Origin of the sequence: Pseudoalteromonas sp. BZK2, assembly GCF_014349195.1 — a bacterium.
Lineage (GTDB): Bacteria > Pseudomonadota > Gammaproteobacteria > Enterobacterales > Alteromonadaceae > Pseudoalteromonas > Pseudoalteromonas simplex.
In genome coordinates this window covers 1-11801 of the sequence record NZ_JACSOG010000041.1, presented here as the reverse complement: position 1 = coordinate 11801, position 11801 = coordinate 1, and the positions used below count along the sequence as shown (strand labels likewise).

General features: G+C 39.9%; 15 protein-coding genes and 1 tRNA gene. 5 read left to right on the top strand and 11 right to left on the bottom strand.

From position 1 onward, the window contains the following. Window positions 1-59 precede the first annotated feature (59 nt). Window positions 60-2255: an EAL domain-containing protein gene (locus BIZ38_RS18790; protein WP_054554152.1), complete on the bottom strand. Its 2196-nt coding sequence runs from the start codon at window positions 2253-2255 to the stop codon at window positions 60-62. 177 nt (window positions 2256-2432) lie between these two features. Here BIZ38_RS18790 and BIZ38_RS18785 point away from each other — a divergent pair, with 177 nt between their 5' ends. Both BIZ38_RS18785 and BIZ38_RS18780 read left to right on the top strand, forming a co-directional pair. Then, the gene (locus BIZ38_RS18785; protein ID WP_187491002.1) at window positions 2433-3011 is read left to right on the top strand and encodes an SRPBCC family protein; all 579 of its coding nucleotides are present in this window, start codon (window positions 2433-2435) and stop codon (window positions 3009-3011) included. Next, window positions 2980-3867, top strand: coding sequence for a TIGR03899 family protein (locus BIZ38_RS18780; RefSeq protein ID WP_187491001.1), 888 nt, complete (start codon window positions 2980-2982; stop codon window positions 3865-3867). The genes BIZ38_RS18785 and BIZ38_RS18780 overlap by 32 nt, the downstream gene beginning before the upstream one ends. Before the next feature lie 33 nt (window positions 3868-3900). On the opposite strand, the gene BIZ38_RS18775 is transcribed toward BIZ38_RS18780, so the two are convergent. The 9 genes from BIZ38_RS18775 to BIZ38_RS18735 form a co-directional block, all read right to left on the bottom strand. Then, entirely contained in the window at window positions 3901-4668 is a 768-nt protein-coding gene (locus tag BIZ38_RS18775) for a TIGR04219 family outer membrane beta-barrel protein (RefSeq protein ID WP_138601926.1), read from the bottom strand. A gap of 4 nt (window positions 4669-4672) precedes the next feature. After that, a complete protein-coding gene (locus tag BIZ38_RS18770; protein WP_054554148.1) occupies window positions 4673-5659 on the bottom strand; it encodes a DUF2333 family protein in 987 nt (328 codons plus the stop codon). Between the two features lie 8 nt (window positions 5660-5667). After that, window positions 5668-6174, bottom strand: coding sequence for a copper chaperone PCu(A)C (locus BIZ38_RS18765; protein WP_166339589.1), 507 nt, complete (start codon window positions 6172-6174; stop codon window positions 5668-5670). Between the two features lie 80 nt (window positions 6175-6254). Beyond that, entirely contained in the window at window positions 6255-6581 is a 327-nt protein-coding gene (locus BIZ38_RS18760) for a hypothetical protein (protein ID WP_054554146.1), read from the bottom strand. Between the two features lie 9 nt (window positions 6582-6590). Next, window positions 6591-6797 carry a PspC domain-containing protein gene (locus BIZ38_RS18755; protein WP_166339652.1) on the bottom strand — a complete coding sequence of 69 codons (207 nt, stop codon included), beginning with the start codon at window positions 6795-6797 and terminating at the stop codon, window positions 6591-6593. 10 nt (window positions 6798-6807) lie between these two features. Continuing rightward, entirely contained in the window at window positions 6808-7482 is a 675-nt protein-coding gene (locus tag BIZ38_RS18750) for a PspA/IM30 family protein (RefSeq protein ID WP_166339599.1), read from the bottom strand. Between the two features lie 249 nt (window positions 7483-7731). Then, window positions 7732-8709, bottom strand: coding sequence for a tRNA dihydrouridine(20/20a) synthase DusA (gene dusA / locus BIZ38_RS18745; protein WP_187491000.1), 978 nt, complete (start codon window positions 8707-8709; stop codon window positions 7732-7734). 235 nt (window positions 8710-8944) lie between these two features. After that, window positions 8945-9424, bottom strand: coding sequence for a hypothetical protein (locus tag BIZ38_RS18740; RefSeq protein WP_187490999.1), 480 nt, complete (start codon window positions 9422-9424; stop codon window positions 8945-8947). A gap of 97 nt (window positions 9425-9521) precedes the next feature. Then, the gene (locus tag BIZ38_RS18735) at window positions 9522-10142 is read right to left on the bottom strand and encodes a MarC family protein (protein ID WP_138601917.1); all 621 of its coding nucleotides are present in this window, start codon (window positions 10140-10142) and stop codon (window positions 9522-9524) included. Between the two features lie 94 nt (window positions 10143-10236). Between BIZ38_RS18735 and BIZ38_RS18730 the strand changes: the two genes are divergently transcribed. From BIZ38_RS18730 to BIZ38_RS18720, 3 genes are all read left to right on the top strand, one after another. Further along, window positions 10237-10671, top strand: coding sequence for a transcriptional repressor (locus BIZ38_RS18730; protein WP_054554141.1), 435 nt, complete (start codon window positions 10237-10239; stop codon window positions 10669-10671). Between the two features lie 73 nt (window positions 10672-10744). Beyond that, entirely contained in the window at window positions 10745-11212 is a 468-nt protein-coding gene (locus BIZ38_RS18725; RefSeq protein ID WP_054554140.1) for a chemotaxis protein CheX, read from the top strand. Then, complete coding sequence (locus BIZ38_RS18720) at window positions 11209-11634, top strand: secondary thiamine-phosphate synthase enzyme YjbQ (protein ID WP_054554139.1); 426 nt, start codon at window positions 11209-11211, stop codon at window positions 11632-11634. Before BIZ38_RS18725 ends, BIZ38_RS18720 begins: the two co-directional genes overlap by 4 nt. A gap of 70 nt (window positions 11635-11704) precedes the next feature. On the opposite strand, the gene BIZ38_RS18715 is transcribed toward BIZ38_RS18720, so the two are convergent. After that, window positions 11705-11780 (bottom strand) — tRNA-Gly (locus BIZ38_RS18715). Between the last annotated feature and the right edge of the window lie 21 nt (window positions 11781-11801).

Genomic DNA, 11801 nt, shown 5'->3' with positions numbered 1-11801 from the left:
ACAAAACGCCCTTCAGATTGGAGGGCGCTGTTTAATTTGTATGCACTGACTGGAACTGGCTATTGCTTAGCTTGCAGGTAAGTAATTAACTCTTTTTCTGGCATAGGCTTAGCGTACATGAAGCCTTGCACTTCATCACAGCCAAGCTGAGCTAAATAATCTGCTTGCGCTTGTGTTTCAACCCCTTCTGCAATGGTTTTTAAGCCTAACCTTGCGCCAAGAGAAATAATTAATGCAGCAATCGCCTGACAATCTTGACCAGGTAAATCTTTGATAAAGTCGCGATCAATTTTTAGTCTGTCTAATGGTAGTTTTTGCAAATAGCTTAACGACGAGAAGCCGGTACCAAAGTCATCAATTGCAATCTCAATACCAAACTCTTTAAGTTCTTTTAATGTGGTGATCACATTAGCTAGCTCATCCATAACCACGCTTTCGGTCACTTCGAGTTCAATAAACTGCGGTTTTACATCGTATTTAATAAGCGTGTCTTTTACTTGCTGAGCATAGCCTTTAACTTTAAACTGCGGTACTGAAACATTTACGGCAATACTGATTGCAAAGCCCATTGCTTCAAGGCGCTTTTGCTGCATACATGCTTGTTCTAACACCCATTGCCCTATATCAACAATTAAACCGGCATCTTCAGCCATCGGAACGAAAATCGCTGGTGAAATATACTGACCATTACCTGATGGCCAACGCAGTAGCGCTTCACAACCTATGATTTCTAGAGTATTTAAATCAAGTTGCGGCTGAAACCAAACCTCTAATTTACGTTGTTCGAAGTCTTGACGAAGCTGTCTAATGATCCCTAAACGCCAAGCCATTTTCTCTTCCATGTCTGGGGTATAAGTCACCACCGTTTCAGCAGATTGTTTTTTAGCTTGGTTTAAAGCAATGTAACCTAGTTTTAAAGTCTCGATCCCTGCTTGCTGAAAGTCACCTTGATAACATAAGCCAATGTTAAAGTTGATTGGCAAAATATGCTCGCCAGCATTAAATGGTAAACTTAAATGCTCACGAAGTAACTCAATATCGCATTTATCAGCAGCCAACAACAAACCGAAAACATCTGCACCAATGCGCGAGATAAGCTCTGCATTAGGGTATTCTTGTTGTAGCCTATCAACAATTGCATTTAGTAATAAATTACCGATTTCTTGCCCTAAGCCATTGTTGATATCAGAGAATTGCGAAACATCAATTAGTAAAAAGACAAAGTCATTTTTGCCCGGCTGGTAGTAGCGCTCCACCTTATTCATGAAATCGTTACGATTCGATAAACCAGTTAATACATCTTTATAAGCTGCATCACGTAAACGGTTGAATAATCGAACATTATCAAGACCTACACTGACGTTCGTTAAGAATATCTCTGCAAATTGCAGTTGTGAAGGACTTGGCGTGTGCTCAGTTTCAAGGTAAATAGCTGCTTGGCGGTTTTTGCTTTTTAATAAATACGTACTGTCTACATCTGTATGCTGATGCTCACCTTGGGCTAGGCAGTTATTGACTTGCATGATAATACGGCCGTCATCAAGTTGTTCAATGCCTTGACCTATAAACTCATTGTATTCAGCGCAGCCACCTAGCACATAAACCTGATTGTCATCTTCAATTGAGCCGCACAATAGCCCTTGTGGTTCGCAATCTAAAATAATCGAAAGCTGTTTAATAACCGCCATCGAAAACGCTTTAATATCAGTAAAACCAAGAATTGCCTTAGATGCATACAAAATATTATTTAAAGCACGGCTTTGAAATTCAAGCTGACAAACTTGTTCATAAGAGCGAATTGCTGTTACTAGGGCTGTGATAAGTTTACTACGAGTAAGTTCTGTTTTTGTTTTGTAGTCGTTGATATCGTATTCACGGATCACTTTTTCTTCAGGTGCATAGCCTGGTTGACCGGTACGTAAAATAATCCGCACATTGTGATTATTGAGGCACTCTCGCACCTGCTTTACAACTTGCAGGCCAGCATCATCTGATTCCATAACCACATCAAGTAAAATTACCGAAATGGAATGGTTACTTTTAAGTAATTCGAGCGCTTCTGAACCTGAATAGGCGTGGTGGAATCGTAAGCCTTTATCCCAGAACTCAACGCCAGAAAGCGCTAACTTAGTCACTGAATGTATCTCAGGATCGTCGTCGACTATTAATACGTCCCAAAACTCAGAGACAGTCTCTTCAACAAGCTGCTCCTCATCTTGGTCACTAAACAAAAAGTCGTTACTTTCTGATGCCATTAATAATTCCTTAGAGCAACCCTAGTAAAAATACCAACATTTTACAGTGATGCATAAAATTCTCTCAGTCACTTAACTATGATACATTTATCAGAACATATATAGTCATATCAGATAAATTATAGCCTAGGTTACGTATAATGTTATGAAAGATATAAAACTATTGCCCGAGGTAAAATGATAAAATTTTTTATTTTAACTCTAAAAGCCCTATTTCTCAGTGCGCTAGTTATGCTTGTCGTTGGGCTATTACTTTCTCAACGCTATACGGTTCATAAATCAATACAGGTCACTGCTAGCAGCTCAGAAATAGCGAAACTAGTCGGTGACTTTAATCAATGGCATAAATGGCAACCATGGAAAAGCGTAGATCCCAGCATCAAGTTTACGGTTTTAGAGCCAAGCCAAGGCGTTGGGGCACACCAATTTTGGCAAAGCCGCTTCGGCGATGGCGAAATGACAATAACACAACAGAATAATGAACAACTTACTTTTAATATTTTATTTAATAAAGAGCATATAGCCCAAGGAACGATCCTATTTACAGGTGCTGGTAATGAAATAAATATTGAGTGCTCGTTACAAGGTGAAGTAAATACTCCTATCATTGGTGGCTACCTTGCATTATTAAGCCAGTATATTCTCAACAACACAGTGAAACTGGCGCTCAATAACATCAAAACCCATGCGCAGTTAGCAACAACAAACAAGGCTATTGCTCCCAATGACAGTGAAAGCGGCTCAAGCGAGAGTTAATCTTGCTAATATTATAGAAAATCAACTTGGCTACCCGATTCATAAGGCATCATCGGCTAAGATTAACCATGCGAGCGATGATAGCTACTCAGCACAAGGTCAGCAGCAACTAGCCTATCAGATTAAAGCGCAAGCAAGCTTATTGGAGCGCGCCCACACTCGCCAAGAAATTCAATTTATTAAACGCCAAGAAAATATTGAAACCATCATGGCGATGGCTATGGCGTTTTGCCCGGATGTCACGGGTCAACAACAGCCCGATTTTGATTGGATAGAGCGATTTATAAGTTTATGTGAAGACACAGCTAATTCCTCAATGCAAAAGCTGTGGGCAAAAATTTTAGCAGGTGAAACAGTATCGCCAGGCACCTTTTCGATTAAAAGCCTACAAACTCTTAAACACATGACTCAACGTGAAGCAGATGCTCTTCAGCGCTGTACATCATTGTGTGGATTCAACGAAAAAGACAACAGCCACTTAATTTTACTCGGCTTTTACAAGAAACCCTCGCTGTTTGATTTACTTAGAAAAGGTAATAAGGTGTCATTTAACTTAGGAAAAACCCCTGTTAGTTTTCCTGACATTCTGACCCTAATGGATATTAACTTACTGTATCGAAAAGAAATCGAATCGGCGGTTTTAAAAGCTGGTCAAGAACTAATACTGAGCTTTATGAATCAACGCTTGATTTTAAAAGCAAAAAGTAATGACTTAGTACTCAGTTACTATAAATTTACCCAGACTGGTGACGAGTTAAGAAAGCTAATCGCATCACCAATAAACAAAGCTTATAAGCAAATACTGGCAACATCATTAGAAGATGAATTTGAAGTTAGCTGGCAAGCTTTAAAGTAAAGCCGCCAGCTAAAAATAAATCAAAAGATTCGATTAGAAATGAACTTGAATACCTGCAAACGGGCCCGATGCATCTAAATCTGTGTAGATATCATCAATATCATCAAGTTCTAATGTCATTGAGCGGTAACCCGCTTTAATATCCATATCGATTGCTAAGTTATCAAGTAAAGCGTATGCAATACCCGCTTGGTAATCTTGGACTTTACTATCGTCGATAGCCAGTAGGCTACCTTCAAAGAAAACGCTTAAACCCGTTAATGGTAAACCAACTTCAGCACGGCCATACACTAAAGGTACGAAACCAGAAAAATCAACACGCTCAGTCGTGTTTTGGCCACCTTCTTGAGATGTACCAGTCACAACAATTTCACCATCAAATTGTTTAGCATTTACACCTAAATCAATTGAAACCAAATCATTATCAAAGATTTCGTAGTATAGAATGTAGTCGACATGCGATAAATCACTCACAGTGCCTACTTGTGTGCCTACAACGTAATCAGAACCACCAAAACTAAACGTTTCATCAAGTGTTGTATCACCATTTAACTCAAGTTCAGTGTATTTTAGTTTAATGTTTGGTATTAACGGCACTGGGTGCTCAAGTGCTGCGTAGTAGCTCGTGAACGTTTCATCATCAAATTTAAAGCTTTGTAGATTTCCATCTTGAGCAAAACTACCACTGTTATCTGATTGCCAACCATCAACACCTAGGTATAAACCTAATAATGTATCAGCTTGTGCTGTTGGAGCTAAACAGGCCATTGAAAGGGCAGCTGCTAAACAGTACTTTTTCATCATTTTATCCTTGCGCTAAAAGTTCGCTAAGTTCAATTAGAGCCGCATTGGCTCGAGAAATATAATTCGCCATGACCAGTGAGTGGTTAGCTACAAAGCCAAAGCCACTGCCATTTAAGATCATTGGGCTCCACACTGTTTCTTGCGTAGCCTCTAATTCACGAATAATTTGTTGCAGACTAACACGAGCGTTTTTCTTTTCTAAGACATCGGCAAAATCATATTCAACCGCTTGCAAAAAGTGTAGTAATGCCCACGTTGCACCACGCGATTCATAAAACACATCATCAATTTGCCACCAAGATGTTTTCACTTGGTTCTGTAAAGGAGCATAAGTTGCTTGATGAGCCGCGGTATCACCTGCTAAATCTGTATTCAAACGATCTTGACCAACACTTGCACTTAAACGCTGGCTCAAGCTGCCAAGACGTTTTTCTGCTTCTTTTAGCCAGCCACGTAAGTTATCTGCACGCGCATAAAATTGACTATCACGATCGTTCTGATCGGCAATTTGAGTGCGGTACACAACGAGTAAATCAATGCCTTTTTGATACTCAGTTTCAGCACTTGGCCATGCCCATGCTACCGAGCTAATATTAAATTGCGGTTGTGCTTTTTTTAACGCTTCGTGTTCAGTTGATTGAGACTGCGAACGGCTGAAATCTTTACGCATCGACAAGACTAAATCGCGGGTCATTTCAAGCGCGCCATATTCCCACGCAGGCATGTTATCCATCATTACGCTCGGTGGCATCATATCGTTAGATAAATAGCCGCCAGGCTTATTTAATAATGTACTTGCTACATTGATCAACGTTGTGGTTGTTGTATAGCCTGTTACAAACTTTTCACCACGCATCTGCGCTTCTTGTTTAGCCTTACTTACAACATCCATACGAGCTGGTTCACTACTCCAGTAAACAGCAATCGCGTAAAAAATAATTAATATAATAAGTAATGCACTGGCTATTTTTCCTTTATGCTCAGACATAATATCTCCTAGTGATGTGAGTGCCCTTGACTTTTTTGTGATGCCTGTTCAGACATTTCTTGTAAAGACACAACTTTAGCTTGAGTAAAAACTCGATTGCCGTCATTAAAATATAGCGTGAGTTTGCGCTCTTGCCCTGCTTTTAGCTGCTCTTCAGGTTCAAACACCATTAAGTGATAACCACCTGGTTTAAATTCAACACTGCTGTGACCATCAATTTTTAATGATAAAACCTGTTCCATTTTCATCATGCCATCAACATGAGTATGTTGATGAATTTCAACACGACCTAAACCATCAAGCTCTGCTTTAGTTAACACTGTTGCGTGTTCACTTGGGTTAGTAATGGTCAAATAAGCAACACTTGCTTTACTGGCTGGTAAAAATTCACGTACCTGCGCGTTACTTACAGTAACTTCGGCAACATCGCTGTGGTCATGACCACTATGGGCAGATGAAAAAGTACTAAAGAATAAGCTTGCGGTAAGAAAAGAGAGTGCGGGCCACAGTTTCATTATGTTTTAATCCTTGTTAAGACATTAACTTACCCGCTAAATTTAGCATATTTTATGTATTAAGGCAGTTTATTCGTACCTTAAGCTGGCGATTTTTTGTTATCGGCAATCAACCAGCATAATGCCGCGATAAGTAAAAGTGGCCATGCAATCATTACTGAGCCAAATAAAAACGCAAGCACAACACCAATCAAAGCAACAACACCTGCGCCAAGTAGGCCAATTGTAAATAACGCCACACCTGCAACGACGGCAATGACTGCCACTATTGCACCGATGACTTCAAGCCCAGCCCAACTCATGTCAGCAATTGACAATGGTAATTGCCATGAGTCAAAGGAAACAAATGAAACTGCATCAGTGCATAGTAATAACATTGCCAAAATGATGATAGCTAACGTTTTCATGCTCTACTCCTAATAACCTTTCAATGGTAAAGTGCAATGAGCCACTAAATAACCCACGCCGATTAACAGCGGCATTTGAATAAGTAGTATGATCATGACCAAGCGTGTCGACCATACTGGGAATCCCAAGCGCGCAGCGAGTCCGCTACACACACCCGAGATCTTTTTGTTACTTAGATCACGGTACCAACGTGTCGATGTGTGATAAGTATTCATCATTAACCTCCTAAGCCGACTGCTTCATCATTGCTTTTAAATCAGCAAGCTCTTTATCGATTGCTTCATCTTTCTCAAGGGCTGCGATTTGTGCTGCTGTTGAATTTGCAGCATCACCTTGTGTAAGTTCATACGCTTCCACTTGCGACTCAATGTTTTCAACACGCTGCTCTAAGTAGTCAAAACGTGCTAATGCATCTTCAACTTTACTGCTATGCAGCTGCTCTTTTACTTTTAAGCGTGCTGTAACAACGCGTTCTTTTTGCATGTAAGTCAGCTGTTTGGCTTTTGCATCTGCAAGCTTGTTTTGTAAACGCTGACAATCCTCTGTCAATTTAGCGAGTGACTCTGCCACTTTATCCATTTCAGCTTGTTGTGCTTCGATTTCTGTCGTTAAACGCTGCTTTTCAACTAATGCTGCTTTGGCAAGATCATCACGATCTTTACTCAACGCTTTTTCTGCTTTCGCTTGCCAGTCTGCTACTTTCGCTTGTTTCGCTGCAATTTCACGTTTCATTTGTTTTTCTTGCGTTAAAAATGTCGCAGCAGTTGCACGGCATTCAGTCAGGGCATCCTGCATTTCTTGCACGAGTAGATTAAGTAACTTTTCAGGATCTTCAGCTTTGTCTAATGCTGCAGAAAGGTTTGCCTGAATAATGTCATTTACGCGATTTAATACACCCATGTGACTCTCCTGTTGATTATTGGGTTAATACAGCTAGGAGATTCCAATTCTTGTGCCAACTAACGAATAAAATAAATTTATTATTTATATACAATGAGTTAGATTAATTAAATTTAGATTCAGGCTGACTAGTGACTGAATGAAAAATAACTAATTTGACTAAATAATTAACTTTTTCACTAAATTTTAGGATCAAAAAAAGCCACAAAATGTGGCTTTTAAATAGGCTATTTTTAATAGGCTTTGTGATTAGGCTTCTGGGACAAAACTTAAAGCTTTATCCATAACAGATAAATCGGCCGCTTTACCATGGCCTTTTTCTGAAAGGTGGCGTCTGAAACCACGCGCACCAGGTTGGCCTTGGAAAATCCCCAACATATGGCGAGCAATATGCCAAAAGTTAGCGCCTTTGCTCATTTCATCTTCAATATAGTCATACATCGAGCGTACAACCTGATGACGACTTAGCGTAAAGGCTTCATCACCATAAATATTTTCGTCGACCTCAGACAAAATAAACGGATTACTATACGCCTCACGACCAATCATGATGCCATCAACATAATCAAGGTGAGCCACACTATCAGCAATTGTTTTCACGCCACCATTTAAGCTTAAGTGCAGTTGCGGATAATCTTTCTTCAACTGATAAACGCGCGGGTAATCCAGAGGTGGGATCTCACGATTCTCTTTTGGGCTTAAGCCATTTAACCACGCTTTACGCGCATGAATAATAAAGTCATCGCAACCAACATCATGACTCGCTTCAATTAAAGCACATAAAAACTCATACGAGTCTTGCTCATCAATACCAATGCGCGTTTTAACTGTAACAGGAATAGTCACTTCGGCCTTCATTGCAGCAACGCAGTCAGCAACCAGTTTAGGCTCAGCCATTAAACAAGCACCAAAACGACCATTTTGCACACGGTCAGACGGACAGCCAACATTTAAATTTACTTCATGATAACCGCGCTCTGCTGCTAACTTTGCACACTTAGCCAACGCTTCAGGATCTGAGCCACCAAGTTGCAATGCCACTGGGCCTTCATGCTCATTAAAAAGTAAGTAATCGCCCTTACCAAATAATATAGCGCCGGTTGTCACCATCTCGGTGTAAAGCACAGCATGCTTAGTCATTTTACGGTGAAAGGTTCGACAGTGACGATCTGTCCAATCTAACATGGGTGCCACGGAAAAACGGCGGTTTAATGTCGTTGTGCTCATAACATGGCCCCTTTAAAGATCAATGCATTTACTTGCAACTTAAATTACCTAATACGATTAACGCTTAATATAGCGATGACACATACCTTTAGGCATGCACCGAAATGAAAAATTGCAGCCATTATACCACCGAAGCTAACTCCCGGCATGGCTTAATCGAAGATCAGATGATGAAAAGAGACGAAGAAGTGTACTGCAATCTCACTTCTTTGAAGAATAAGCAAAAATGGAAAGGTTACATCTTCACTTCATTTAGAAGATGTTCAAGATTTTGGCCCGTAAGCTCTAAAACAGTAATTTCGAGTTCTTTGTAATCCTCATTTTTCAGGTTAACTAGCTTAGCACCAACAGCAATTCGTGCGATTTTCTCAACGGGGTCTATTTCTACAATTTCAATTGATGCTCGCGTGTCGTGATCTTTTGATTGCACATAATACTCGCTAAAGAAGGTACCATCAGCACGGACATTTGGATTACTGTTAGACACAGACTGCAGGAGCGTGCCTTTCTTTAAATCACTTTTACGAAGTGAGAAGCTATATTCTGCCACATTGGCATGACCAACAATTACAGTTACGGCGCTTTCACCATTAATTTTAAAATCATGGTCTGTTACTTCGATGACTTTTAGCTTACCACTATCATAGGTCGGCTCCATGCAAGCACCTAAACTAAAAATCAGAAAGACAGATAAAACGACATTTTTGATTAGCATTCTTTGTTCCTTAAATTTTATATTGCCTTCTTTAAAGTTAGATAAAAGAAGGCAATTATTCAAAGTTTAAATCACTGAAAATGCACTTTAAATTAAACTACGCGACGACACTTAAACCAAAATAGTGAGCAATACCACCTAAGATATTAGTCACCGCCACTGACGATAGAATTAAACCCATCACCCGGCTAATGATACTTGCGCCACTATCGCCTATTAACTTATGAACATGCGTAGCAAGTAGTAGTAAAACCAACACAATTACTAATACCAAAAGCATGATTGAGGAAGTTATAAGCTGTTCATACCAAGTGTATTCGGTATTTCGGGTCATTAGTACTGCACCAAGCATGGCACCCGGACTGGCAATAGAAGGAATCGCCAAAGGAAAAATAGCGGTTTCAGTGCTATCACGAACGCTTTTTATCTCGGTTTCAGGTTTACTTTCACCAAATATCATCGACAGTGCAAAAAGTAATAGTACAATTCCTCCGGCAATCTGAAACGCCGAAAGAGGAATGTTAATCGCGTTTAAGAGTAGCTCACCTGCAACAACAAAAAATAATAAAACCAGCGCCGAAACGCCAACCGCCTTTAAAGCAACTTTACGTTTGAACTTAGCATCATCCCAGCGCGTAACAGCAATAAAAACGGGAACTGTGCCTATTGGATCGATTACCGCAAAAAAGAAAATGAATGCCGCTAGCAATTCACTCATTAATCAAACTCCCTAAAAACGTGTTAGCGAATAAAAACACTGCAACTACAATACAGTATGTTAGTATATCACGGTAGCGTAAGGATAAGAGAAGATGAATATAGAATCACTCGTCAGTAAAGCAAAACAAGTATGCGATAATCGTGGTGCTCGTTTCACACCCATCCGTGAAAAAGTATTCCGCCTATTAGCTAGTGCGCAAGGTGGTGTGGGTGCTTATGACCTATTAGAACAACTTAAATTAACTGAATCAGGCGCAAAACCAGCCACTATTTATCGAGCGCTCGATTTCTTATCGGAACTTGGCTTTATTCATAAAATTGAAAGCACCAACTCATTTATGTTGTGCCATCATTTTGATCACATCCACCCTGTACAATTATTAATTTGTGATAGCTGTGGTTATGTAAAAGAATTACATTCAACAGTAATTTCTCATGAACTTAATAACTTAGCAGCAGAAAGTGGATTTATTGTCTCTGGACAAACAATCGAAGCGCATGGTAAATGCGAAAAATGCAAAGAATAAGTGCGGTGTTTGAAACAACCACTACACTTAAAGTATGATTAACGGCATTTCGAAACCTAAGGGAAAATAAATAATGAATGTGGAGTTCATCAACCCTTTTTTATCATCATTATTAAATGTATTGAGCACTATGGCTCAAACAGAATTAAAGCCGGGTAAACCTAGTTTAAAGAAAGACGAACTAGCCCGTGGCGATGTATCAGGTTTGATTGGTATGGTTGGCCCACAAACTAAAGGTTCACTTTCAATCACCTTTGATGAAAATCTAGCTCTGACCATTATGGAAAGAATGCTAGGTGAACGCCCTGATACGGTAAATGAAGAAGTAACCGACATGGTAGGTGAAATTACTAACATGGTAACAGGTGGCGCAAAAAATCTACTTGGCGAAAAAGGCTATGAGTTTGATATGGCAACGCCAGTTGTAGTGTCTGGTAAGGGACATACAATTGCTCATAAATGTGAAGGCGCCAAGGTATTAATTCCATTCACGTCAGCTGATGGTAACGCCAATATTGAAGTTAGCTTTGATAAACTATGAGCTGGCAGCAAAAAACCATTCAATTGAAGCCTCGCTCACGAGGCTTTCACATCATTGATGACGAGCTACTTCGTCAACTTCCAGAGATAACACAATACAAAGTCGGCTTATTACACCTATTCATTCAACACACTTCTGCAAGCTTAACTATTAACGAAAATGCAGATCCTACAGTTAGAATGGATATGGAAAGTCACTTCAATCATTTTGTGCCAGAACGACAAAGTTATTACCGCCATGATTATGAAGGTGATGACGACATGCCTGCCCACATAAAAAGCAGTACTTTAGGTGCTGAACTCACTATTCCAATTAACCAAGGCCGTTTAATGCTTGGTACCTGGCAAGGTATCTATTTAGGCGAACACCGAGATCATGGCGGTGTAAGACGCATTGTCGCGACGATTCAAGGTCAGATCTAAAACTAGCTGTAAGCAAATCTTGCTATTAACTAAATTATTTAAGAAAGTGTTTTTGGGATTTTTTAGAGATTGGAGCGGCACACGAGGCTCGAACTCGTGACCTCAACCTTGGCAAGGTTGCGCTCTACCAACTGAGCTAGTGCCGCATTCAAAAGTAGTCAGTAATT